The sequence below is a fragment of the Bacillus sp. NTK074B genome (genome assembly GCF_017303375.1).
Classification (GTDB): Bacteria; Bacillota; Bacilli; order Bacillales; family Bacillaceae_B; genus Rossellomorea.
Genome location: NZ_JAFKOH010000002.1, coordinates 401042 through 425406, shown reverse-complemented (window position 1 = coordinate 425406; position 24365 = coordinate 401042). Strand labels below are relative to the sequence as shown.

At 41.4% G+C, this 24365-nt stretch carries 30 protein-coding genes; 22 read left to right on the top strand and 8 right to left on the bottom strand.

The genetic code is table 11. The annotated features are described in order from the left end of the window. Positions 1–3 precede the first annotated feature (3 nt). The 3 genes from ctaF (at position 4) to JI667_RS05450 (ending at position 2236) form a co-directional block, all read left to right on the top strand. A complete protein-coding gene (ctaF, locus tag JI667_RS05460; RefSeq protein ID WP_159361829.1) occupies positions 4–336 on the top strand; it encodes a cytochrome c oxidase subunit IVB in 333 nt (110 codons plus the stop codon). Positions 337–746: 410 nt separating this feature from the next. Further along, positions 747–1667 carry a cytochrome c oxidase assembly factor CtaG gene (gene ctaG / locus JI667_RS05455; RefSeq protein ID WP_306465436.1) on the top strand — a complete coding sequence of 307 codons (921 nt, stop codon included), beginning with the start codon at positions 747–749 and terminating at the stop codon, positions 1665–1667. A 107-nt stretch (positions 1668–1774) separates the two neighbouring features. Then, a complete protein-coding gene (locus JI667_RS05450) occupies positions 1775–2236 on the top strand; it encodes a DUF420 domain-containing protein (RefSeq protein WP_206851050.1) in 462 nt (153 codons plus the stop codon). A gap of 135 nt (positions 2237–2371) precedes the next feature. On the opposite strand, the gene ytvI is transcribed toward JI667_RS05450, so the two are convergent. Together ytvI and JI667_RS05440 are read right to left on the bottom strand one after the other, a co-directional pair. After that, positions 2372–3430, bottom strand: a complete 1059-nt coding sequence (gene ytvI, locus JI667_RS05445) for a sporulation integral membrane protein YtvI (protein ID WP_206851049.1) — start codon at positions 3428–3430, stop codon at positions 2372–2374. A 191-nt stretch (positions 3431–3621) separates the two neighbouring features. Beyond that, positions 3622–3981, bottom strand: coding sequence for a YugN family protein (locus JI667_RS05440; protein WP_034755941.1), 360 nt, complete (start codon positions 3979–3981; stop codon positions 3622–3624). A 244-nt stretch (positions 3982–4225) separates the two neighbouring features. On the opposite strand from JI667_RS05440, the gene JI667_RS05435 reads away from it, so the two are divergent. Next, complete coding sequence (locus tag JI667_RS05435) at positions 4226–4660, top strand: CBS domain-containing protein (RefSeq protein ID WP_206851048.1); 435 nt, start codon at positions 4226–4228, stop codon at positions 4658–4660. Between the two features lie 210 nt (positions 4661–4870). Further along, on the top strand, positions 4871–5923 hold the full coding sequence (locus tag JI667_RS05430) for a CAP domain-containing protein (protein WP_244668203.1): 1053 nt from the start codon (positions 4871–4873) through the stop codon (positions 5921–5923). 47 nt (positions 5924–5970) lie between these two features. Here the strand turns inward: JI667_RS05430 and JI667_RS05425 are convergent, their stop codons facing one another. Beyond that, on the bottom strand, positions 5971–6468 hold the full coding sequence (locus JI667_RS05425) for a PaaI family thioesterase (protein ID WP_206851047.1): 498 nt from the start codon (positions 6466–6468) through the stop codon (positions 5971–5973). A 163-nt stretch (positions 6469–6631) separates the two neighbouring features. On the opposite strand from JI667_RS05425, the gene JI667_RS05420 reads away from it, so the two are divergent. The 4 genes from JI667_RS05420 to JI667_RS05405 all read left to right on the top strand — a co-directional run bounded on the left by JI667_RS05420 (position 6632) and on the right by JI667_RS05405 (position 8371). Further along, entirely contained in the window at positions 6632–7054 is a 423-nt protein-coding gene (locus tag JI667_RS05420) for a YlbD family protein (protein WP_206851046.1), read from the top strand. 11 nt (positions 7055–7065) lie between these two features. Beyond that, entirely contained in the window at positions 7066–7308 is a 243-nt protein-coding gene (locus JI667_RS05415) for a YlbE-like family protein (protein ID WP_206851045.1), read from the top strand. Positions 7309–7411: 103 nt separating this feature from the next. Continuing rightward, entirely contained in the window at positions 7412–7804 is a 393-nt protein-coding gene (locus JI667_RS05410; RefSeq protein ID WP_206851044.1) for a hypothetical protein, read from the top strand. A 120-nt stretch (positions 7805–7924) separates the two neighbouring features. Continuing rightward, entirely contained in the window at positions 7925–8371 is a 447-nt protein-coding gene (locus JI667_RS05405; protein WP_206851043.1) for a YlbF family regulator, read from the top strand. 343 nt (positions 8372–8714) lie between these two features. Here JI667_RS05405 and JI667_RS05400 read toward each other — a convergent pair whose 3' ends face one another. Beyond that, a complete protein-coding gene (locus JI667_RS05400; RefSeq protein WP_206851042.1) occupies positions 8715–9029 on the bottom strand; it encodes a hypothetical protein in 315 nt (104 codons plus the stop codon). Between the two features lie 139 nt (positions 9030–9168). Here JI667_RS05400 and JI667_RS05395 point away from each other — a divergent pair, with 139 nt between their 5' ends. Next, positions 9169–9444, top strand: a complete 276-nt coding sequence (locus JI667_RS05395; RefSeq protein ID WP_206851041.1) for a YlbG family protein — start codon at positions 9169–9171, stop codon at positions 9442–9444. 94 nt (positions 9445–9538) lie between these two features. Here JI667_RS05395 and JI667_RS05390 read toward each other — a convergent pair whose 3' ends face one another. Beyond that, entirely contained in the window at positions 9539–9928 is a 390-nt protein-coding gene (locus JI667_RS05390) for a DUF7147 family protein (protein WP_206851040.1), read from the bottom strand. Positions 9929–10376: 448 nt separating this feature from the next. On the opposite strand from JI667_RS05390, the gene JI667_RS05385 reads away from it, so the two are divergent. From JI667_RS05385 to coaD, 3 genes are all read left to right on the top strand, one after another. After that, the gene (locus JI667_RS05385; RefSeq protein ID WP_206851039.1) at positions 10377–11798 is read left to right on the top strand and encodes a hypothetical protein; all 1422 of its coding nucleotides are present in this window, start codon (positions 10377–10379) and stop codon (positions 11796–11798) included. Positions 11799–12068: 270 nt separating this feature from the next. Then, entirely contained in the window at positions 12069–12626 is a 558-nt protein-coding gene (gene rsmD, locus JI667_RS05380) for a 16S rRNA (guanine(966)-N(2))-methyltransferase RsmD (protein ID WP_206851038.1), read from the top strand. Positions 12627–12657: 31 nt separating this feature from the next. After that, a complete protein-coding gene (coaD, locus tag JI667_RS05375; protein WP_206851037.1) occupies positions 12658–13143 on the top strand; it encodes a pantetheine-phosphate adenylyltransferase in 486 nt (161 codons plus the stop codon). A gap of 87 nt (positions 13144–13230) precedes the next feature. Here the strand turns inward: coaD and ylbJ are convergent, their stop codons facing one another. After that, the gene (gene ylbJ, locus JI667_RS05370) at positions 13231–14448 is read right to left on the bottom strand and encodes a sporulation integral membrane protein YlbJ (RefSeq protein WP_244668202.1); all 1218 of its coding nucleotides are present in this window, start codon (positions 14446–14448) and stop codon (positions 13231–13233) included. Between the two features lie 175 nt (positions 14449–14623). Between ylbJ and JI667_RS05365 the strand changes: the two genes are divergently transcribed. Together JI667_RS05365 and JI667_RS05360 are read left to right on the top strand one after the other, a co-directional pair. Next, the gene (locus tag JI667_RS05365; protein ID WP_206851036.1) at positions 14624–15403 is read left to right on the top strand and encodes a patatin-like phospholipase family protein; all 780 of its coding nucleotides are present in this window, start codon (positions 14624–14626) and stop codon (positions 15401–15403) included. Positions 15404–15408: 5 nt separating this feature from the next. Further along, the gene (locus tag JI667_RS05360) at positions 15409–16452 is read left to right on the top strand and encodes a SepM family pheromone-processing serine protease (RefSeq protein ID WP_206851035.1); all 1044 of its coding nucleotides are present in this window, start codon (positions 15409–15411) and stop codon (positions 16450–16452) included. Between the two features lie 54 nt (positions 16453–16506). On the opposite strand, the gene JI667_RS05355 is transcribed toward JI667_RS05360, so the two are convergent. After that, complete coding sequence (locus tag JI667_RS05355; RefSeq protein ID WP_206851034.1) at positions 16507–17718, bottom strand: nucleotidyltransferase; 1212 nt, start codon at positions 17716–17718, stop codon at positions 16507–16509. A gap of 236 nt (positions 17719–17954) precedes the next feature. On the opposite strand from JI667_RS05355, the gene JI667_RS05350 reads away from it, so the two are divergent. The 4 genes from JI667_RS05350 to JI667_RS05335 all read left to right on the top strand — a co-directional run bounded on the left by JI667_RS05350 (position 17955) and on the right by JI667_RS05335 (position 20365). Continuing rightward, the gene (locus JI667_RS05350; protein WP_206851033.1) at positions 17955–18497 is read left to right on the top strand and encodes a YceD family protein; all 543 of its coding nucleotides are present in this window, start codon (positions 17955–17957) and stop codon (positions 18495–18497) included. 64 nt (positions 18498–18561) lie between these two features. Further along, positions 18562–18735 (top strand): 50S ribosomal protein L32, encoded by a 174-nt coding sequence (gene rpmF, locus JI667_RS05345; protein WP_044337494.1) that lies wholly within the window; start codon positions 18562–18564, stop codon positions 18733–18735. Positions 18736–18864: 129 nt separating this feature from the next. Then, positions 18865–19626: an enoyl-CoA hydratase/isomerase family protein gene (locus JI667_RS05340; RefSeq protein WP_244668201.1), complete on the top strand. Its 762-nt coding sequence runs from the start codon at positions 18865–18867 to the stop codon at positions 19624–19626. A gap of 127 nt (positions 19627–19753) precedes the next feature. Beyond that, positions 19754–20365, top strand: a complete 612-nt coding sequence (locus JI667_RS05335; RefSeq protein ID WP_206851032.1) for an RsfA family transcriptional regulator — start codon at positions 19754–19756, stop codon at positions 20363–20365. Between the two features lie 46 nt (positions 20366–20411). On the opposite strand, the gene JI667_RS05330 is transcribed toward JI667_RS05335, so the two are convergent. Further along, positions 20412–20888, bottom strand: coding sequence for an N-acetyltransferase (locus JI667_RS05330; protein ID WP_206851031.1), 477 nt, complete (start codon positions 20886–20888; stop codon positions 20412–20414). Between the two features lie 230 nt (positions 20889–21118). On the opposite strand from JI667_RS05330, the gene JI667_RS05325 reads away from it, so the two are divergent. From JI667_RS05325 to JI667_RS05315, 3 genes are all read left to right on the top strand, one after another. Next, positions 21119–22468 (top strand): acetyl-CoA carboxylase biotin carboxylase subunit, encoded by a 1350-nt coding sequence (locus JI667_RS05325; RefSeq protein ID WP_206851030.1) that lies wholly within the window; start codon positions 21119–21121, stop codon positions 22466–22468. A 53-nt stretch (positions 22469–22521) separates the two neighbouring features. Further along, positions 22522–22737 carry a biotin/lipoyl-binding carrier protein gene (locus JI667_RS05320; protein WP_206851029.1) on the top strand — a complete coding sequence of 72 codons (216 nt, stop codon included), beginning with the start codon at positions 22522–22524 and terminating at the stop codon, positions 22735–22737. An 80-nt stretch (positions 22738–22817) separates the two neighbouring features. Further along, positions 22818–24359 (top strand): acyl-CoA carboxylase subunit beta, encoded by a 1542-nt coding sequence (locus JI667_RS05315; RefSeq protein WP_206851028.1) that lies wholly within the window; start codon positions 22818–22820, stop codon positions 24357–24359. Positions 24360–24365 lie beyond the last annotated feature (6 nt).

Genomic DNA, 24365 nt, shown 5'->3' with positions numbered 1-24365 from the left:
CTGATGGCGAATCAACAATCAACTTCAGGTAACCCAAGTGTAGATTACGAATACCGTCGTAAGAAGAATGCAGAAGATATGAGAATGCAGTTAACATCATTCATGTTAATGATTTTCTTAACATTGGTGGCATTTATTGCAGTGGCAGGAGATTTTGATAAGTACTTTGTAGTACCTTTCATTCTCTTACTTGCAGTCGTTCAACTGGTGTTTCAACTTTATTACTTCATGCACATGAGTCATAAAGGTCACGAAGCACCATCATTGTTCCTGTATTCTGGTGCACTTGTTGCATTTATCACAGTGTTAACATTTTTAACAATTGTATGGATCTAAAGAATGAGTCAGCCTTTTGGCTGGCTTTTTTGGTGCTTGTCGGGCTTGTTCAAGGCACCTCTGCTTTTTCCGTTGTCCAGCTCCGCCTCCTTGTCCCTCGAGGTCATAAGCTAAATGGTCCAAGAAGGCAAAAAACGCCTCCCCGGCCCATTCATCTTATGCTTGTCGGGCCAGAACAGTCGGCTCCGCTTTTCATTGTCCAGCTCCGCCTCCTTGTCCCTCGAGGTCATAAGTTAAATGGACCAAGAAGGCAAAGAACACCTTCTTGGTCCATTCATCTTATGCTTGTCGGGCCAGCCCAGTTCGGCTCCACTTTTCTAATTGTTCATGAACTTGTCATTACCTTAGATTGAAGTGGGGGAGGGTTGTCAGTATAATGGGGGTAGGTGTTAATTGTGAAATGAGGTGAGATGATGCATTTAGCGATTTTTGGGTTTATGGCGTTATGGAGCCCTTTTTTTCTCATGACGTTGGTGTTTTTGACTGTCCTCTATTTTTTGATCACGATCAAGTGGAGGGACAGTTTTCAGGATAATAGAAAATTGACGGGAAAAGAAGCAGCATTCTTTATCGTATCCATGGTTTTGCTCTACGCGATTAAAGGCTCTCCTGTTGAGGTACTTAGTGGAATATTGTTTTCTGCTCACATGACGCAAATGGCATTTTTATATCTGGTCTTCACGCCATTATTGATTTTAGGTATTCCGAAATGGGTTTGGAAAGCCACGATTGAACTGCCGGTTGTCAAAACGGTATTCAGCTTTATGACAAAGCCTCTGATCTCCCTGCTGTCATTCAATTTGGTTTTTTCCATTTATCATATCCCATTAGTCTTTGATAATGTGCGAACGGATGTGACTCTCCATGGACTGACCACTTTCATATTATTCCTTTTAGCGGTATTTATGTGGTGGCCATTGATCAATCCAGTGGATGAAGATATTGAATTAAGTGGGCTAAAACGCATTGGTTATATATTGGGAAGTGCCGTATTATTGACACCGGCATGCGGGTTGATCATTTTCGCGGAAAACCCGATGTATGCCACGTACTATGATCCAAATGAATGGCTTAAAGCGTTGTCTCTATGTGTACCGGTGGATACACTTGAAGGCCTGACACTGACAGGACCGGAACTGTTCACCTCCATGTCAACACTTAATGATCAACAGCTTGGAGGAGTGTTGATGAAAATTGTGCAGGAAATAGTGTTTGGTGTGGTTCTTTTCAATTTATTCTTCCAGTGGTACAAAAAGGACCAGGAGCAGCAGGAGAAACAGGAGAAACATTCCTATGAACCAGTAGCAGATTCACCCTTACAGGAGCAATGAAATGATACAGGTGTAGCCAGGTGAGTTATGCCTGTATATACATAGCATTCAACTATGGGTTCTAAATGAACGTCATGTTAGAATTTTTAGAAAAGAGAGGAAAAGAGATGGATTTACCAATTTTACCTACCATAAGCACGAGCTTTATCGTGTTAAGTGCTGTCACTGTGGCGATAGGATGGTGGCAGATTAAACAGAGAAAGATTGAACAACATCAGAAAACAATGACACTTGCGGGAATCTTTGCCCTTATCTTTTTCGTTATTTATTTAAGCCGGACGATTTTTGTCGGGAATACCTCATTCGGTGGTCCTGACGACATCAAGATTTATTATACGGTCTTCCTGGTCTTTCATATTACATTGGCAACGGTTGGCGCCGTATTTGGTATTTTGAGCCTGTGGACAGGGTATAAAGACAAGCTTAAAAGGCATCGGAAGCTTGGACCGATCACAAGCTTTATCTGGTTCTTCACAGCCATAACGGGTGTTGCGGTTTATATGCTTCTTTACGTTTTTTACAAGGGCGGAGAGACCACTTCTGTCATCAGAGCCATTCTCGGTTATTAAAACCAGAACCTATTATGCGTTTTCGCATAGTAGGTTTTTTTAAGTTATCTTTTCCCAAGATTAGGTATTCAGATAAAGCTGATTTGCAAACACAATCTTAAAAGGACAAATCCCAGTCTCATGGGATTTGTCTTTTTAAAGTTTGAAATTGGTTTTAATAATTCCCGCTTCTTTTGCTGAGTTAAACACAATGAGTAATAATGGACCAATGATGAATCCTAATACCCCAAAGAGTTTCAGGCCGAGATACATGGCGATCAGAGTAGCGAGGGGGGATAATCCAATGTGGCTTCCCATCACCTTTGGCTCGACGGTTCTCCTGATGATCAGGAGGATGGCGGCCAATACGGCCAATTGAGTTCCCAGAGCGATATTTCCCGTCAACAGATGGAAGATTGCCCAAGGACCCAACACAACGATTGATCCGATCAGTGGAATGAAATCAATGATCCAAATAATGATCGACATGACGATTGCCACATCAGGAGCAATGAAAAGAAGTCCGATCAATGATACGATAAAGATGAGGATGCTTACCAGAAATTGCGCTTTAAAGAAACCGAAAATGACGTATGTAAGTCTTGATGTCATAAAGGTAACTTTTTCAGCAGTTCGTTCTGTCAAATGACCATAAATAGATCTCTTTATCCTTGGTAAGTCCAGCATGAATAGAAATAGAGCAATTAAATAGACGAGAAAGCTTACAAGGTAATTCGGGATATAGGACAAAAAAAGGCTGATTCTTTCGATATTGAAAGAATTTAGGATTTTCGTTTTCCCACTGTCCAGGAAGCTTTGGACGTCTTCACTGAAGCCCTTGACCAATTCATCGGGAAGATCTTCTGTTGCATTCAGCATTCGGTCTTCATAATCGAGCCATATATCGCTTAATTGATTAACATATTTGGGTGCATCTTCAATAAGCTTGATTCCTTCTCCGACCACTTTAGTGGTGACGAAAAACGAGGATACGCTGATGAGGAGCAAAAACAGAATGAAAACGGAAAGAACGGCAAACCTCCGTTTAGTTGAAAAGCGTCTTTGAATAAAGCCCACCGCAGGTTCGAGAAAAAGTGCGGTGATGATCGCAGTAATCAAGGTTACGGAAACCGGAAGTATAAAAAAAGCGATTAATGCTATCAGTAAGATGATCAAAGAGATCATTAAAACTTTTTTTGTGAAAAACTTGGACAATTGTGTACCCCTTTCTAACAGGAACCTCTTCCTTATCATTATATTAGAGTCAGAGAAGAATGAACAGTGGGAAGAAAGTGAAATTTTGAAGGTTTTGTATCTATTGTTAAAGTATGATGAGTGTTTGAAGAGAAGGATGAATAGAAGACATAAAGAAAAGACTGCCTGTGAGACAGACAGTCTAAAGCAAATTACCATGCAAAGTTCGTAGCATCTTTTTTAACATCCGCTAATAGCTTCTCACAAGAAGTGACTAGGTGTTTAGGGAATTCTTCACCTTCCCCATATTCCACTCCATGTGGGTAATAATGTTTGCCAAGCAGCGGGGTCATTAATTGGATAACAGCGTCATGCTTCCCGACATCGCCTTCCACTGCCAGTCCCTGGATACGTAAGTAAAAAATACCCTCTCTTATTTCGAATTTGCGATCATAAGTCACGCGCTCGTAGTCCCATTGCCCTGCACGTACCAGACCATGAGACTCCATGATTTCATCTAAACGGTTTAAATCGACTTTTAAGCTTTCAAATTCAGTTGCTTCAAAACGCATAATCTTTTCCTCCTATATTGGCTTGCATGATCATATCATGCTTGCAGTATGGTAGAAGCATTTATATCGGTGTATGTACATTGATACTAAATGCAGTATTTCTCATTCTTTATAATAGTGGAAAAATCTTTATCTTGCAATGTCTGGAATGATTTGAATAGGGTGATTTTTTAAAAGGTGAATATCTTTTCATGGAAAGTGAAAAATAGAAGAGCAAATGCTCAGGTGAAGGAGGAGGATATATATGAGTAAAATCAAGGATATAATGACCAAGGAAGTTGAGACCTGTACGTTACTCGATAATGTGTATGAGGTTGCTCTTAAAATGAAAGAACACAATATTGGTTCCATTCCTATCGTGGATGGGGAGAAGCTCGTGGGAGTGATGACTGACAGGGATATCGTCCTCCGATGTATTGCAGAGAAACACCCGGCTTCTTCAAAGGTGGAAGATATAATGAGTAAACATTTAATTGTTGCAGGACCGGAGACATCAGCAGAGGAAGCAGCACACATTATGGCTGAAAATCAAATCAGGAGGCTACCCATCGTAGAAGGTGAGCGTTTGGTGGGGATGATATCCTTAGGTGATTTGGCCATTAGGGAATCATTAGGGAGACAGGCATATGTGGCATTGGAAAATATCTCAGAATCCAACTTCAGGAATAAGCCATTTTAACCTCGGGAGGTGGTCATGTTTTCAGACATGGTCACCCTTTTTCATTGAACAAGGAAGGGTTGAAGAGTGCGTAGTTTTAGAACGGTGCGAAATATGCTATTCTTGATTATAGACATTTCGAACATAAACTTTAATGGTATACTGTTTCTAGTAACGGCAACATAAAACGTATAGAGAAAGTAGAGAGGAGGGAAAATTCTGAGAACGGTTTTGCGTATTTTGATCATTCTTGTCATTATTTTAATAATTGGAATTTATCAGGGTCAAAAGCAGGAAAACGAACCATTAAAAGGACCAGAAACCCAAACTCTAAAGGAAAACAAAGATAATCAACTGAATCAAACGATTGAGAAACCTGGTGAAAGACCAGCTTCAGGCTTATCTGTGTGGATAGGCAAGGATACAAAAAAAGTAAAAGAAGCATTCGGTGAACCTGAAAGAGTAGAGCCCAGTTCATATGGGTATGAATGGTGGGTATATCCGATTTCAAATAAACAATACATACAAATGGGCGTTGTCAATCATAAAGTGGTCACCCTTTATGCAATCGGCAACCAGGTAGATGTTGCCCCCTATAAGCTTGGCCAGCGCTTGGAAGACATATATCGATTCACAATCGTCGATTCAGAAATCGTGGTGAACGACGAGTCAGGTTCTTATCAATTTGAATTGAACGAAGAAGACCTGAACACACGCCTGCTCGTCCCACTCGGAAATATTTATGCCCAGCTTTATCTGGATAAATTTACTGGCCGGCTGACGAGTATCCGCTTTCTGGACAGTCCGACATTGATTGAGATGCATCCATATGAAATGATGTATCGTGGTGAACTGGCAGAGGAAATGGAACCTAGCGAAGATGAATGGGATAAGGTTAATGCTGCCAGTGAACAGCAGATCTTTGAAATCACAAACGTGATCAGACATCAATTTGATCAAGATACGCTTCAGTGGGATGAGGATACGGCCCAGGTAGCAAGAGGACATAGTAAAGAGATGTATGACGAAGATTACTTCTCACATGATTCCCCTACCCTTGGCGATCTTTCGCACCGTCTTGAACAGGAGGATGTGCGGTTTAAGGCAGCAGGAGAAAATATTGCCTCTCAATATACTGATGCCCCGGAAGCTGTGCACGGTTGGCTCAATTCAGAAGGACACCGTAAAACCTTGTTGGAGCAAAATTTTACGCATCTGGGCGTAGGAGTATACAAAAGATTTTATACCCAGAATTTCATTGAGAAAGTCGAAGACGAAGATTAAAAAGGGTGGATTCCCCAGTATTGACAGGGAATCCACCTTTTCTTTTTCTATATTGTTTCCTTCTGCTTTTTAAAGATAAAAAAGGAACCAGTCGAGTGTGCTATAATCCTGCCATCTGAACTGACAACTTTTCCGTCCACTACAATCGTTTTACTTCCATGATGAACAATTGATGCATGGGCAGATAGGCGTTCCCCTACACCAGGCGCCAAGTAATGTACGTTTAGGTTCGTTGTGACAGCCCCATATCCTTCAGGAAGCATCATATTCGCCAAGGTCCCCATAGCCGTATCAACTAAAGTGGCCGTCACACCTCCATGGACAATCTCCAATGAATTGTATATAACCGGTGTGATCGGGATGCTCACCTCGAGGTTTCCGTCTTCCGTTTTCCTATCCATAGCGAAAATTCCACCGATGATTGATTCATTTTTGTTGTTTTGTTTTCGTTGTACTCCTTCAAGGAGCTGCTTAATGATTCGAAGATCTTCATCAGAAGCTCTTAAAAGGCATTCATTGAATAAATTTTCTACCTGTTCTTTCATGATCATACATCCTTTATAAGTATTCACGGGCCTAGGTGACTGTTAAGTAATGAAATGCCCAATATACATGTAAATATTACTACAAAAAGGAATGTATCACCATTCTTTTCATTTCTTCATAAAGTGTAATAGGTATATGCCTGTAATGGAGGTGTTTTAGAAGATGGGTAAATCATTACACCCTAAAGTCAAACAATTTAAAGGTTTTGTGAAAAAGCACCCGAAAATCGTTAAAGATGTCCGGAACGGGGATGCTAACTGGCAAGATCTCTTTGAAGACTGGTATTTGCTTGGGGAAGATGACACTAGATGGGATAAGTATAAGAGTGAAGCAGTGAAAGAAAATGAAAAGCCTTCTACAAATGTTGAAAGCAAAGGGGGATGGATGGATCAAGTGGGAGAAATGGTTAAGAAAATGGACGCGAATCAGCTGCAGCAACATATTAACAGCTTAAGTGAAGCACTTGGGGCTGTTCAAGGTGTGCTCAGTCAATTTCAATCGGGTAACAGCAGGGGATCAGGGACAGCGACTAAATCAGAAGCCCCCTCCAAACCTTCGCATCCGTTCTCATTCAGAAAAGATTAGGAGGAAGGAAGATGAGGCCTGACATCATTGAATATATTTATGCCAAAGAAGATCTGAAATTATTCCTGAGGGATCAACCCTTGTGGTACCGCACACTTTCCCGAAATCCGAATGAATTAGAGAAATTTGAGATTGCGTCCATTAATCATTTTCAGAAGACGATTCCACACCGCGTTCAGAAATTTTCAAATGGAGTCCAGATGGCTTCCATGATGATCAGTATGTTTCAATCAATGAATAGTGCCGATGCTTAAGGCACTATTTTTTTGCCGTAAAATAGGAAAAGCGTACCGTCCATTATTTTGAGTAAAAATAGAAGCGGTTGGGCAAGGCTAAAGGTAAGGAGTGGTGTAGACAATGAAAAAAATCATTATGACCGTCGGATTTGTAATCTTATTAAGCGGCTGTAAGGAAAAAATGCCTGAACCGGAAAGTTTCTCTTTCTCACAGAAAGTAGAAGCTGCCAATCCTGAACAAAAGGCTATGTCCGTCAAACATATGGTACAAGGAAATCAAGTGTATATTGAATGTATTGTCCCAGGTGTCACCTTTACTGCAGAAAAAAGAGGGGCGGAAAAAGGGAAAATTGTCGTTCGTTCCAATACTGGTAACTTGTATAAGGAATACCATACTGCTGCCTTTGTTGTGAAAGGGCTGCCCAAGGGTGTGCATCTTCTCAATATTGAAATTGTAGGAAAGAATAACAAATCATTGGGTATGAAAAAACAGTTCTATGTGACAATTCAATAAAAGGCGTATGCCGTGAAATACTTGGCGGCAGAGAAATGAGTGAGGCAATCTAAAAAATGAGTAAGCCTATTCGCTTCCTTCCGTTAAACATGTTAAAATATTGTTACGGAGGTGGGCATTATGCTTGCTACTATAGAAAGAATGGAAATATTGGATTCAGCTGACGAATTATCTCAGTGGATATTAGAATCCGATGTGGCAGAAAATTATCGTAAGTCTTTATATAAACTTCGTAATAATTCTGAGACTCAACGGAAGGTACAAACCTTTTCCCGCATGAAAGAGAGTTACGAAGAAGTCCAGCGTTTTGGCCGGTATCATCCCGATTACAAAACGATCATGAAAGAAATCAGGGAAGTAAAACGAGAAATGGACCTTGATGATAATGTGGCAGAATTCCGCAGAGCTGAAAATGAGTTACAGGATCTTCTTGATCAAGTAAGCTTGTTGATTGGCCATTCCGTATCTAAAAATGTAAAGGTTCCTTCAGGTAATCCTTTCTTTAGCGGAGGAGGATCTTGTGGGGGAGGATGCGGTTCAGGCGGAAGCTGTGGCTGTTCGGCGTAAACCACATAAAAAGAGCGGACACGCGTGTCTGCTCTTTTTATGTGGTTTCGCAAAGAATGTTGCTATTTGCATAAAAACTAAGATTTACGATGCTCTGTCATGTAGGGTGTGGTGCAGAAGGGGGAAGGGAACGCCTTCGATTTCCAAGGACGTTCGGCTGAGCCTCCTCAGCAAAACCGCTTCCGGGGTCTCGGCACGCCCGTTTTCCGCAGGAGTCTACGCAATTCCCTTCATCCTCTAGGGTAGTAAGTAGTTGACTAACAAAATAGATCCTGAACATCTGTTAAGGAAGGTTAAAGTAAGTACGATTAAATACAATCGTTCACTACAACGAATGAAAAAACTACTGCTTTAATCGAACACAATCAACGCAGAGATTTCCGCAGCAGAACATTTTTTCCTGGGGAACATAGAATCGGTGCCGGTAGACATATAATGATTCTTCTTCTCTGAAGAAAATGGTATCAGAATGCAGTCTCTTTCCCCGCATGGCCTTAGCAGACCATTTTTTAATGGAGTACTCAATATCCCTTTTCCCTTTCTTGGATCGAACATAGATGAAGGGGATTCCAGCGCTCCATTTCACATAAGCCTCATCAATCCCTTCCTCCGCGTTCAGATGTTCAATGAAAAAGTCCCATATCACATTCAAGTCCATGGCGGTCCTCCGTTCTTTACTTCAATAGGCAGTAATGACTGCACACTCTATTTAATGAAAGTTCAAACCATTACGTATTGCTTACCCCTGCATGATTATGCTAGACTTATAAAAAAGTGATTCCTAGAGGGGAAACTATATGTTAACAGAAAGACAAGGTTTAGTGGTTTGGTTACATAGTTTGAAGCATGCCAAGTCCCTTAGGCGATTTGGGAATGTCCACTATGTGTCCAAGAAAATGAAATATGTTGTGCTGTATTGTAATCAGGATGAAATTGACTCTGTGATGGAGAGGATATCTGCGTATTCTTATGTGAAAAAAGTAGATCCTTCCTTTAAGCCATTTATCAAGTCGGTTTTTGAAAATTCCCGACCGGATAAAGCGAAGGAATATGATTACAAAATGGGATTTTAGAGATTGCTGCCAAAGAGCGTTGTTTTGGCAGCTTTTTTCATAGGAATAAATAGAACGCATCCGCCAAAAACCTGCTCATTTTTCTCAATCTTGATTACTGTAATGGCAGGATATAATGATTTAATCGTAAAATTGCTATCAAATGCTGATAATACAGGGCGTTTTCCGGAAATAGAGTAGAGGGCTTCACGTCCATTTGGATAATTACTTTATCAAGCATTGCGGCAGTTTCCTCGAATAATGTGTAGCGCTGGTTTGGTTGGATATTAGGGTTTGGGATCCCTTCTCTGCATATATATATGGCTTGAAATTTCCCTTCCTCTGTTGGTTTCATCACAAGAGCGATTGAAGTGACAGGACGGTCTTTGACGACGGTATGGAATGCGAGCATATGCTGTAGACGTGCTTTATTCGCATTCGCAAGTTCCATAAGTTCGTAAATATCTGAATACCCTTCTCCTAATTCAATAAATCGTTGAATCATTCTCTCATTCCCCTTTTCTTACCTAGTTAATCAATTCCTTATTATTTCAAACATATAGTTATAAGTAAAGATGCTTAAATAACTTATAGGGGTGATGTTCATGATATAGTTATTGTTTTTTATCGTCCTTGGGTTATAAATGGAGATTCATTTATCGTCACCGCAATCCTTTCCACCTTGGCCGCTCACGGAATTCTATCCATTGCACTGAAAAAGGAGTTTGGTAGTTCTGATTTACACGAACTTCAGGATATTCTCCTGAATAATGGTTTGCTTGATGAAGGAAATGGGATCCGGTAGTAACGGATCTCTTGAACAATTCTTCTCACCTGATTGACAGCAAGGATTTTGAATTGGGGTGAATACGATCATTTCACAAAAAAATGTATCACCATTTCCCTTCAAAATCTGCTATTCTTTAAGTAACATACACGGTAAGGGGTAGAGTATGAAACGGTTTTTAATTACATTGTGCTTAATGATGATCCTTATCAGTTCATCCATTCTCTTCTTTCAATGGATGGGCTTTACAACTGAGAGTGCCGGGGAATCAGGTGTTGTAAAAGTCGATCAATCTTACTCCATCATTCATAATGAAGGCATATTTATGATTGAACAAACCATTCAGTTTCCTGCAGGGAGTTCTGATCCCATAACGATTCAATGGCCTGAAGGGTCAGAAAATTTCTCGTGCAGGGATCAGGGTGGAAAGAATTGTTTAACGAAAGAAAACGGTGAATTCCAAATAAATGCACCTAAACCTGTTCCCCAGGAAATCACCATAACCTATTCGATAAAGCAATCTCCTAAATCCGGATATATCTTATTAGGGAGTTGGTTTCCTGTGCTATCTGATGTTTCAACTACCAGCACCGATATCCAGTTAACGGAAAAGAGCCTTAGAAGAGGAGAATGGATAGCAGGATATCAATCAAAGAGCTTTAAGAAATTGGATTATATTGATTATTATTCCTTCAGGGGTAAAGGTGGACCTTCTGCCTTACTATGGACAAAAGATGAATGGAAAGAAGAAGAATATTCATCTGTAAGGGTGATGTCAAACGACCTGAACCATTCCGGATTGGAAGAACAGTTGACTTCATTCGACCCCGATGACGGCTTCGTCACTGTCATCATAACGAAAAACATTAAACCTTTCCTATCTTCTCACCTGATCATAATGAGCGATGAATCCAGCGGAGAGTATATGAATAATATTAGGCGAAGTTTGTTATATCAAGCAATGTATTCACTTGACAGTGAGACCTGGTTGAGGGAATTGGTTGTCGGTCTTCTATTAAACGAGGTTCCGCCCACTGGTAAACCTGCTTGGGCATATAAACAGTTATTAGACGGTTTAAGTCTCTCCGATTGGGAGAATCTTAGACAAATGGTCAAGGATCCTACAATCGCCAAGGATCATACAATTGATCATGCATTCTTGGATGATGCAGTCAGTAGGGTAACAGGGTATACATCCACTTTTTTTGAAGAAAATGTCAACAAGGACGAGAACAAGCCCTTCATCCTAAAAGGAAATAAACCTATCTTGGTTAATCAAGAACCGACACAACTATCGTATGTTTCAAACAAACAAAACGAGTTCATCCAGTTCCCCGAAGCAGTTAAAGATTTGGGGATCGAGATGAAAGAGGTTGAACCCGGTGAATATTTTACATCATTAAATGGGAATACATTAAGGTTCTATGTAAATGAGGACTTTTTTATATACAACGAAGAAATTTACGGTTCTTTAGTGAAGCCGGTTCAAACGATAGGGGGTCCGGTTTATATAGATATTCACTTGTTGAAGAAGCTGTTTAAGGTGGATGTGCAGGAAGAGGATGATGTCATTAGAATTTCAACATGAACATAAAAAAGCCCTGCAGAACTTTCTGCAGGGTCCTTCTATATCCATCTCTGGAAAGAAGGCAAAGGGAGAGGAGAAACCGGAGGAAGAACTTATGGGGAATCTTAAGTCTTCTCCGCGGTTGGCAACAACATCAGTAAGGATGCTGTTACCTTCATTATCACCTATCATAATGATTTTATACATTTTTCAAGCAAATTTAGAATGTGGCGATATGTGTCGAGATATGATAGGATAGTGAAGAAAAAAATACATATATGGTGGATGATTATGAGAGTCATATCAGGTACGTTAAAGGGCAGGCCGCTGAAGGCTGTTCCCGGAAGTGGGACAAGGCCCACAACAGATAAGGTAAAAGAGTCAATATTTAATATGTTAGGACCCTACTTCAATGGAGGGACAGGACTGGATTTGTTTGCTGGAAGCGGTGGACTGGGAATAGAGGCGTTAAGCCGCGGACTTGATTCCGTAATATTTGTGGACCGCGACGCAAAAGCATTTCAAACCATAAAGGCCAATCTGGAGGATTGCCATTTATTAAATCAGGGTGAAGTGTATCGTAACGAGGCAACAAGAGCGTTAAAGGCAATCGTAAAAAGAGAAATTGTCTTTGATTATATTTTCCTTGATCCTCCTTATAAACAGCAAAAGCTTCAACAACTCCTCGAGTTCATCGATGAACACAACCTTCTAAATGAAAGCGGTTACGTCATGTGTGAGCATGGCTCTGAAATTACTCTGGAAGAAACTGCGGGCAGGTTGAGTAAGGTGAGGGAAGAAACGTATGGAATCATACGGATTTCTATTTTTTCGGTCGAGAATGAATGAAGAAAGTCACTAATAGACAGGAGGCAGGGATATGCCAAGCATAGCAGTTTGTCCGGGGAGCTTCGATCCTATTACGTACGGACATTTAGATATTATTACTAGAGGGGCCAAGGTCTTCGATCAAATCTATGTAGTAGTATTGAATAATTCTTCAAAGAAACCACTTTTTTCTGTTGAGGAAAGAATTGAGTTAATCAGGGAAGTCACCCGGGACATCCCTAATGTGGTAGTCGATTCATTTCAGGGATTATTGGTTGACTACGCAAAGAATGTAAACGCCAAAGCCATTATCAGAGGGTTGCGGGCAGTTTCGGACTTTGAATATGAAATGCAGATCACGTCTATGAACCGGGTCCTTGATGATGAAATCGAGACGTTTTTTATCATGACGAATAACCAGTACTCTTTCTTAAGTTCGAGTATTGTGAAAGAAGTGGCCAAATACGGTGGCGATATCTCTGAACTGGTACCTAAAAGAGTGGAAGAGTCGTTAAAGAAAAAATATCAGAGCAAATAATGAACCAGGGTTGTTTCCTGCAATGGACCTCGATTTTTCACTCAAGGTGGCAAGAAGGATGGTAAACGGGAACCAACCCTATTTTCTTCAGGAACTGCTTCTCTTTGCATATAGGATGATATATACCATTAGGCTTAGGATTGTGATGACAGGACCGACTGACTTCAACCAATAAAGCACGTCGGTCCAAAATGCGTCGTTATGTCTGGCGAAAACCGGTATGGCATTGGAAAGCTGGTCATCTGAGAACCTTCCGTAAATCGGCTTCCATAGGAGGATGGTGGCCATCGATGCCGCGAGACCGTGAATAAATCTTGCATAGAAAAAAGGTTTGAACCGTATATCTGTCTCTGCAAGGATGCTCGCCACCTGTGCCTGAACGCTAAATCCTGAGAAGCCCAAAATGAAACTCGTTATAATCGCCTGTTGGAGCAGGGTTGCCTCAGTTATTCCACTGGTGAGCTTTGATCCCAAAGTAATTTCAAATAGCCCTGAGATAAAAGGTATGCTTAACGGTTCCGGTAATTGAAACAGAATAAATAAAGCTGATAACCCCTCTGCAAAAAAGGTCGTAATGTGAAGGTGATACAGCATTTTATTCATAACTGAGAATAAGATGATGAAACCGCCTATCATCAATAATGTTTGGATGGATGAAGTGACAGCATCACCGAGAAGTTTCCCGATGGGCCGTTTATCCTCTATCCTGGTTTGGTGAAGGGCCGAAAAGGCTTCCTTGATGATGAATCCTTTCTTCTCCTTTTTTCTCCTTGTCATCTCTTGGTCCTCTTTCCTTCCATAGAACCTCATGACGACCCCAACGCATACATTCCCGATATAATGAGCCGCGGCTAACACAATACCAAGGGTTGCATTTTGAAAGAATCCAACAGAAACAGCCCCAAATATAAAAAGCGGATTGGAAGAGTTCGTGAAGGAAACGAGTCTTTCCCCTTCCAGTTTAGTAATCTGATCCTCCTGACGCAAGCGGGCCGTCAATTTAGCTCCTGCAGGAAAGCCTGATGCCATCCCCATCGCCCACACAAATCCACCAACTCCCGGAACCCGGAAGATTGGCCTCATAAAGGGTTCGAGCATGACTCCAATGAATCGGACAACGCCAAACCCGATTAACATCTCTGAAACAATGAAAAATGGTAATAAAGATGGAAATACGATCTCCCACCACATATCCAGACCCCTGATAGATGCCTCGAGAGATTCCCCCGGCATCAGGATGAGAGAAGCTGCAAATATCGTTACGCCTATGGATAAGGCCAAGGTTTTCATTTTAGATTTGTACAACCGGATTTCCTCCCCTAAGAATATACTTCCTTCTATTTCAATCCCTTGTGAAACGGGAAAAGAATGATAAAATGAGATTAATTCAACTTGTCCTCATATTATTCAATATACTCATACATAATTGAAATAGACCATATGATGACTATACCGATAACTCGGGAAAAGGGGGAAGGGCATGGATAGACCAAAAATCGGATTAGCCCTCGGCTCGGGTGGAGCAAGGGGATTTGCTCATTTAGGTGTTTTAAAGGCATTTGATGAAGCGAAAATACCGATAGATATGATTGCCGGCAGCAGTATGGGGGCTCTTGTTGGCTGCTTCTATGGGGTGGGGCACAAGATGGAGGATTTATACAAGCTTTCCACCACCTTCAGAAGGAAGTATTATTTAGACTTTACCGTGCCCAAGATGGGGTTTATTTCAGGAAAAAGAATAAAAGAATTCATTCAACTATTTACTCACAATAAAAATATTGAAGATTTAAATATCCCTGTCAGCGTGGTGGCAACGGATATAACAAACGGTGAGAAGGTCGTGTTCACAACAGGCCCCATTTCAAGTGCTGTCAGGGCGAGCATTGCCATCCCTGGAATTTTTGTACCTGAAAAGATAAATGGCCGTTTATTGGTGGACGGAGGAGTCATTGACAGGGTCCCGGTCTCGGTTGTAAAAGAAATGGGAGCGGATATCGTCATAGGAGTGGACGTATCCCACGTAAAACGAAATGCAGAAATCACCACCATCTATGACGTCATCATGCAAAGTATCGATATCTTACAATTAGAAATCGTCGCCCACCGGGAATTTGCTTCTGATTTCATGATCAGGCCCCATGTTGAAATGTACAGCACCAGGGCTTTTAAAAACATTGAGGAAATCATCGATATGGGAGAAGAAGAAGCAAAGAAGGTTATTCCTTCAATTCAGAAAGCTTTAGACAATTGGAAGGAGTAAAGAGTATGAAAACGAAAACGTTAATAAGAACCCTCGTCATCATGACCATTATCATGGTTGCCAGTTCCTTTTACTACCTCCCTTATTATGTGACGAAACCCGGAAGTGCTCATGAACTTGATCCAATTGTTCATGTGGAGAATGGGTATCAGGATGACGGAGAATTGATGCTGACAACAGTACGGATGGGAAGGGCGAATATTTATGCTTACTTGATGGCCAGCTTAAGAAAATATGAGTATATTTTTCCTGTCGACGAGATCAGAAGTCCCCATGAAAGCGATGAAGAATATAATTTACGTCAACTACAACTCATGAATAATTCGCAAAGCCATGCGATAGAAGTAGCATATAAAAAAGCTGGAAAACCATATAAATATAATTATAAAGGGATTTATGTACTGAATATTTATCCCTCCATGCCTGCTGAAGATGTCCTGAAACCAGGCGACCGAATCACAGCCATCGATGGTCAATCGTTTCAGTCATCACAGGAATTCATCGACTACGTAAGCGGTAAGGCGAAAGGGGATAAAGTGGAAATCACTTACGTTCGTAACAAGAGCAAAGAGATTGAAACGATCCCATTGGAAGCATTTCCGGATGTACCTGATAAGGTGGGTCTCGGCATCACGTTAAGCGATGATAAAGAAATTATGACAGATCCCCCGGTAAAGCTAGAGACTGAGGAAATAGGAGGTCCATCTGCCGGTTTGATGTTCAGTTTGGAGATCTATGACCAGCTAACGGAGGATGATCTGGCTAAAGGCCATAGAATTGCAGGCACCGGGACTATTTCTGAGGATGGGGAAGTCGGGCGAATCGGAGGCATCGAACAAAAGATAATCGCCGCTGACAAAGCTGGAGCGGAATATTTCCTTGCCCCTGATGAAACGATCACGAAAGATATGAAGGAAAAATATCCTGATCTTGAATCAAACTATATTGCTGCCAAAAGGACCGCAGAAGATATTGGAACAGATATGAAAGTGGTTCCGGTCAGATCATTTGAGGAGGCCATTGCCTTCCTGGAAACAATCGATAAATAATGAAAGAGACTGCCATCCTTGGGCAGTCTCTTTCGCGTAAATAAACCTGGTTGGCTACATCATGACTGGTGGTTGAGACCACTCCTGATGTAGGAGTTTTTTTCTTGCGGAACGACTCTGGAGGCCCAATGAATAAACCTCTGCTGCCTTGACATCCAATCTTATGGATTGTTGATCGGCGCTTGAAAGTTTGCTGATCAGAGGGAGAGATAAATTCTTTTTCTGTTGACGGATGAATTCCCTGCCTTTCTTATTCATCCCCAACAGGCGGATATACTCGGGGGTGGCATGCCTCTTCTTCATGTCCTCTTTATGTGTATCGGTCAGTATGTGTAGTAGCATTCTTTGTAGTCGTGTCCATGTGTAGCGCTTCGTCTTTAGATTTGTCATGAAGTCTTCAAATGACATAGAGGATTTGGCGTATTCTACCATTCGATTTTCGATCCCTTCTTCTACTTCATAAATATCCTGAAGCTCGGCTTTTGAAGAAGAGAGGATTTTGTATTGCAGAAGGTTCCAGTAATTCTCCCACCTATGGAAACCCCCATACTCTTCTTTGTACCTATAAAGTTCTTGGACGGAACTGTCAGGTAGATAAGAATTGATTGCGTGATTTTCACCGTCGCTGAATATACTTTTTCGGATGCTGGTCGCACTGGCGATTGATGGTGATGCGAAATGTTCATCATGGTACCCGGCCGATTCACGTGTAATGGTATATGCCTTCAAGGATGAGGAGAGTCGATTTCTAGCCTCTACATAATGGAATCCCAGAATATTATTAGGCTTACTTAAATCGATCAGTGAACCTTTCTTCTCTAATCTTTGATATGCGCCTGCAAGTGCAGAAGGGTAGCTCATCCCTTCCTGAATAAAGTCCCGTATGTACTTATCATATTGCTCTTGATTGGAATGGATAAATTGAATCGTATTGTTAAAGGTGTGAATATCCCCATCTTCACTACCAAAACAAAAGCTCTCACACCCAATCCTGTCAAGTAGTGTAATGGCCCCTTTTGAAAATATTTCAGCATGCTGTGTCGCAAAGCTATACGGAAGTTCGATCACTACGTCCACCCCGGCATCCAAAGCCATCTTGGTGCGTGACCACTTGGAAACGAGTGCCGGTTCCCCCCGTTGAAGGAAGTGACCACTCATCACTGCCACCACGATATCAGAACCGGATACTATCCTTGTCTTCCTTAAATGATGTAAATGCCCATTATGAAAGGGATTATATTCTACTACCACACCTGTCGCTTTCATAAATTCCCACATCCTTTCTAATCTTCATACGTGCCTCTGATGTTCATTATATAAGGAAATGAACTAAATACTCCGCTTTTTTGGAAGAATCATACCGAATGTAACAAAATATTTGAAAGACCTTATATTAAAACGTTATAATTACTACACTATGGTTGTAAAGAGTGTAAAGAAAAAATATTGACAAACGGTATTATGAAAGCTATAATTACTTTTGTTGCCTTGAGGTGATAACATTGAAATGGTCGATAATACAATTACAAAAATTTAGAGACAAGGGACTTTCCATAGACGAAACGATTAATTTGGATGAACTGAAAGAAGTGGATCCCCAAATTATAGAAGTCTCTCCTATCCGGGTGTCTGGAAAGGCAGATATCGGTTCAAACCGTGTCACTTTCCATCTTCATATAGAAGGGAAGTTAGTATTACCTTGCTCAAGAACCCTTGTGGATGTTGATTTACCAGTTGACATTCATACGATTGAGACGTATCTTCTAAATGAGGCTGATTATGATCAGTATGAGGAAGAGGAAGTACATCGTATACAAGGTGATGTTATTGATTTAAAACCGGCTATCAGAGAATTGCTGTTACTTGAGATTCCGATGCAAGTGATCAGTGATGAAGCGAGAGAACAAGATGAGATGCCTTCTGGTAAGAACTGGGAAGTGATGACAGAAGAACAAGCTTATCAAGTCGAAGAAGAGGAAGAGAAGAAAGTAGATCCCCGACTCGCTGACTTAGCAAAACTTCTTGATCAAAACAAGAACTCTTAAAAGCGAAGTACCAGTCCGACTGGCTTCATAATGAGTATGAATCTCTTTTAAGGAGGTGGGAAGAATGGCAGTACCTTTTAGAAGAACTTCTAAAACAGCAAAAAGACAACGTCGTACACACTTCAAACTACGTGTACCTGGTATGGTAGCATGCCCAAACTGTGGTGAAATGAAATTGGCACACCGTGTTTGTAAAGAGTGCGGAACGTATAAAGGAAAAGAAGTTGTAAACAAATAATCGTTTACAACGCGTAAAAGCGTGAAGAGACCATGGCTCTTCACGCTTTTTTTTCATTTGGGATGAAATTTCTGTTCATCCCAATCAGAACACCTTACACTATAAGTAAGATAATAAGGGGGGTATCACTTGGGCGCATATTTAATACATATGGATGAAGAAGGGGTATTGACATTTACCATCAACCGACCTGAAAAACGAAATGCAGTAAGCTATGAAGTGATGACTGGGCTTGAGGAGGCAATGGCAGAGAGCATTCACAACAACCAGGTAAAAGCTTTGGTTATAACCGGGAGTGGAAATTCTGCTTTTTGTTCCGGCGGGGATTTATCACAGTTTCACACTCTTAAAACAGAAAGCGAAAGTTTTGGGATGCTAAGTCGTATGGGTGACATCCTTACAAGACTCGCCTTTTTACCGAAGCCTACCATTGCTTTCATCAATGGTACAGCGGTTGGAGGGGGATGTGAGATCGCCGCTTCATGTGACTTTAGAGTGGCGAAGAGAACCGCCAAGATGGGGTTCGTTCAAGGGAATCTTGCCATCACCACCGGGTGGGGAGGAGGCACATTGCTCCTTGAGAGACTTCCGGCATCAAAAGCCCTGTCGCTCTTGATGACTGCAAGGCTGGAAACAGCAGAGGTCTTAAATGAAATCGGTTTTATAGATCAAGTGGTGGATGATAGTGTGCTTTTGCATGATATTCCGTTTATCCAAATGATTTCATCAAAATCTGCAGGGGTGTTGGAAGCTTATAAGCATCAACTCCTTGTCAAGTGGGATAGGGGGAAGATAGAAGAGAATATTCTGGAAGAAATAAAAAGATGCTCGGTACTATGGGCGAGTGATGAACACCATCAAGCAGTAGACAAGTTTTTTAACAAGGAATAGAATATGTCAAGAGGAACAGGCAGAGGCCTGTTCTTTTTTTTTGTGGATTAAAAAATAGTGGTGAAGATTCTATCTTCTCTAGTAAGAGCATATGTATGGAGAAACTGATTAAACAGGGGGGATTCAAATGTCTTCAAATAGACAGGATGCCTGGAGCCAGGATGAAGATGTATTGTTGGCCGAAGTGGTACTGCGCCATATCCGCGAAGGGGGTACACAGCTTCAGGCGTTTGATGAAGTAGGAAAAAAACTATCGAGGACATCCGCGGCATGTGGCTTTAGATGGAACTCGTTTGTCCGTAAACAGTATAAATCCGGTATCGAACTCGCCAAAAAACAAAGAAAGCATTCAAAGAAGCACTCAGCATTAACTAAGACCCTTGAAGGAAAGCAGGAAAACCCGAAGACAGTGATCACACAGGATGCTCCTGAAGCATTTTCAATGGGCAGTATGATTCAGTATCTCCAAAAAGCGGAGGAAGCCGTTAGGAATGAAGAGAGAGTCAGGAATGAAAACAGTCAGCTCGCAGAACAAATCTCACAGCTTCAGGATAAACTTAAAGGAACAGAAGAAGAGTTGAGAGAATATGAAGAGAAGTACAAACTCCTGGAAGAGGATCATAAATCTTTATTGGCGATCTTTGAGAAAGCGAGAAAAATGGCTCTCCTTCAAGGGAATGAAGACAAGGTGAAGTTCCAAATGGATAAGAATGGAAACCTGCAAAGGCTGAATAAATGAAGAGAAAAAAAGGCTGACTCAAAAATTTGAGCAAGCCTTTTTTGTGTTAACTGATTTTCTGTTCTTTAACACCTTCAGGGAACCAGACATATGGATTTTCTCCTAAATCTCTTTCCACTTCGTATGTTACAGCTTCAAAGCCCATTTTCTCCCAGAATCCCTGTGATTTGATACGGGAGTTTGTCTTGATAGGTAAGCCAAATTCCTTGGCAAACTCCACCAGTGCTTTTCCGTAGTTTTTATTCTGGTATTTTGGCAACACTTCAAGTTTCCACAACTCCAAATAATTTTGCGGAGGATCGAAATATTGATCGAAACGGGCATTCCTTTGATATAAGCTCATTCTAGCAATTAGGGTATCACCGAAGTGAATTCCATAAAAAGGAGATTCGCTATCGTTTTCAATGATATTTGCCTGTAAGTCTTCAAGCATGGAAAGTTCCTGGACACCATATTCTTTAAATTTCTTAAACTCTTCAAGAGTTTTATAATTTACTTTCAGTTTTTCTACTTTAACTGCCATAGTATAACCTCCTAATAATGCTTAAAAAATCTGGGGATACGTGACATGTCATGTATCCGTTTGCAATGTCTCTGAACGTAGAGCACATATTTATTATTATTATATAACAAAAATACAAAAAATTCTGCACTTATTTTAGAAAACGTTTACAATGGAGAAGAAGGAATTCGACGATTTTTGTAGAATTCGTATATTGAACAGATGTGTTCTGTGAAGAAAGGGGAGAGATTGTGCAGAAGATACTAATTGCAAACAGGGGAGAAATCGCTTCAAGGATCATCAAAACATGTAAACAATTAAATATTCAAACAGTCGCGGTTTATTCAGATGCAGATCAGGATATGCCCTTTGTAAAAGACGCGGATGTTGCATACCGCATAGGTGAATCTCAAGTGAATCGTTCATACTTGGTAGTGGACAATATACTGGAAGTGGCAAGGAAGGAAAAGGTGGATGGTATCCATCCCGGGTATGGTCTCTTGTCTGAAAACGCCGATTTTGCGCGTAGGGTGACTGAAGAAGGAATTACCTTTATTGGTCCCGCCCACGACATCATTGACAAGATGGGAGATAAAGTCGAGGCGAGGAAGGTGATGCAGGAAGCATCGGTTCCTGTAGTACCAGGAAGTGAGGGTGGAGTAGAAACCATTGATGCAGCTAAAACCGTGGCCCTCCAAATCGGCTATCCCGTCATGTTGAAGGCGAGTGGCGGAGGCGGGGGGATCGGTATGATTCGCTGTGAAAATGAGCAAGCGCTCGTTCAAAGCTTTGACTCTACTAAAAACCGTGCTAAAACCTATTTTGGAAAAGAGGAAGTCTTCCTTGAGAAATGTATAGAGAATGCGAGGCATGTAGAGGTGCAAATCTTCGGAGATCACCATGGAAATCTGGTTCATCTTTACGAGCGGAATTGTTCGGTTCAACGAAGAAATCAGAAAGTGATTGAAGAATCACCATCTCCTGCTCTATCTCAAGAAACGAAAGAGAAGATGTATGCATCAGCTATACAGGCCGGTAAGGCAGTTGGATATACCAATGCAGGAACGGTGGAGTTTATCGTTGACGAAGAGGAGAATTTCTATTTCCTTGAAATGAATACACGACTGCAGGTGGAACATCCCGTCACTGAATCGGTCACCGGGCTTGATCTTGTGAAGTGGCAGCTGCTTGTGGCGGAAGGGAAACCTCTCCCGTTATGTAAACAGGAGGAAATCCAGAACAACGGTCATGCCATTGAGTTTAGAGTATATGCAGAGGATCCGAAAACCTTCTACCCTTCTCCCGGTCAATTAACTAAACTGCAATGGACAGAAGGAGGGGGTGTCCGTATCGATAGCGGGTACGAAGAGGGTAACAAGGTCACCCCGTTTTATGATCCGATGATCTCCAAGTGTATCATTATGGGAAGTGACCGATCGGATGCATTGAATAAAGCGAAGATTTTCTTTGAAGGTGTAAAGATAGAAGGAGTCAAGACGAATGTCACTCTCTTCAGGGATGTTATTGAAGACAAAGGTTTTATTGAAGGGTTTTATACCACGAAATGGCTTCAGGACTTTTTGACAGCCGAACGCACATAATGAGGGGCGGAATGCTCCAAAATCACTTAAGAGGAAAACTGGAGGAATCAATCATGAAGGAAATCACATCAACAATGGCCGGAACTGTATTAAATGTATTAGTGGAACAGGGTGGAGAAGTATCTACCGGGGAAACTGTACTTATGCTTGAATCGATGAAAATGGAGATTCCCGTTGAAGCCGAAGCGGCAGGGAAAGTGACTGAAATTAAAGTGAATATAGGTGACTTCGTTAATGAAGGCGATGTATTACTTGTTATTGAAGGATAAGTGTTTCAACAAGTCAGAAGATCTATAGATTTTCTGACTTGTATCGATTTTTATGCATTTACATAAAACGGAGGGATATTATGTCGACATCCAAAACGATTATCAATACTCTTGAAGAAACAAGAGACAGAATTGCGTCTGGCGGTCAGCCTAAATATCATGAAAAATTAAAAGAACAGAAAAAAATGTTTGTCCGTGATCGTCTTCAACAATTGTTTGACAATGGGGATTATCAGGAAGATGGGATGTTTGCCAATAATAAGGCTGAAGATTTACCTGCCGATGGGGTTGTCACTGCCATCGGGAAAGTGGGAGGACAGACTGTTTGTGTCATGGCAAATGATTCCACTGTGAAGGCCGGTTCCTGGGGTGCGAGAACGGTAGAGAAAATCATCCGGATCCAGGAGACCGCTTTGAATTTAAAAGTACCTATCTTCTATTTGGTAGACTCTGCAGGAGCGCGTATCACCGATCAATTGGATATGTTCCCAAATCGACGCGGTGCCGGTAAAATATTTCATAATCAAGTGAAGATGTCTGGAATGGTTCCGCAAATCTGTGTCCTGTTCGGACCATCTGCTGCCGGTGGGGCGTACATTCCTGCTTTCTGTGATATCGTCATCATGGTAGATGGTAATGCGTCCATGTATCTCGGTTCTCCTCGAATGGCAGAAAAGGTCATCGGTGAAAAAGTGACACTCGAAGAGATGGGTGGAGCAAGAATGCATTGTACCGTCAGTGGTTGTGGAGACCTTCTTGCAGCATCAGAAGAAGAAGCGATCGAGGAAGCGAAGAGATACTTAAGTTATTTCCCCGCGAATTATCAGCACAAGCCACAGGTGGAGGAGGGATCAGCTCCTAAACATGAAAAGCTGTTGGAAGATATCATCCCTGAACATCAAAATGCTCCATTCAATATGTATGATTGCATTGATACGTTGATTGATGAAGGAAGCTTCTTTGAGATGAAGAAACTCTTCGCTCCTGAACTCATTACTGGTTTCGGACGACTGGACGGGAAGGTGGTAGGAATCATTGCGAACCAACCGAAAGTGAAAGGCGGGGTCCTTTTCCATGACTCTGCCGACAAAGGCGCTAAATTCATCCAGTTATGTGATGCATTCCATATACCGTTACTATTCCTCGCTGATGTGCCCGGTTTCATGATCGGGACAAAAGTGGAAAGAGCGGGAATTATCAGACATGGTGCAAAGCTGATAGCCGCTATGAGTTCTGCAACGGTAACGAAAATTTCTGTAATTGTCAGGAAGGCTTATGGAGCCGGTTTATATGCAATGGCTGGCCCGGCATTCGATCCTGATGTATGCATCGCCCTCCCGACTGCTCAAATCGCCGTTATGGGCCCTGAAGCAGCGGTGAATGCTGTTTACTCTAATAAAATCCAAGCCATTGAAGATCCTAAGGAAAGAATTCAGTATGTCCAAGAAAAACAGAAGGAATATAAAGAGCATATCGACATATACAAGTTGGCTTCTGAATTAATCGTAGATGAAATTACAGCGCCGAATGAATTACGTTCTGTATTGATTCAACGATATAGTCTTTATGAATCGAAGGATGTACAATTCAGTGAAAGAAAACACCCAGTATATCCTGTCTAAAGCTAG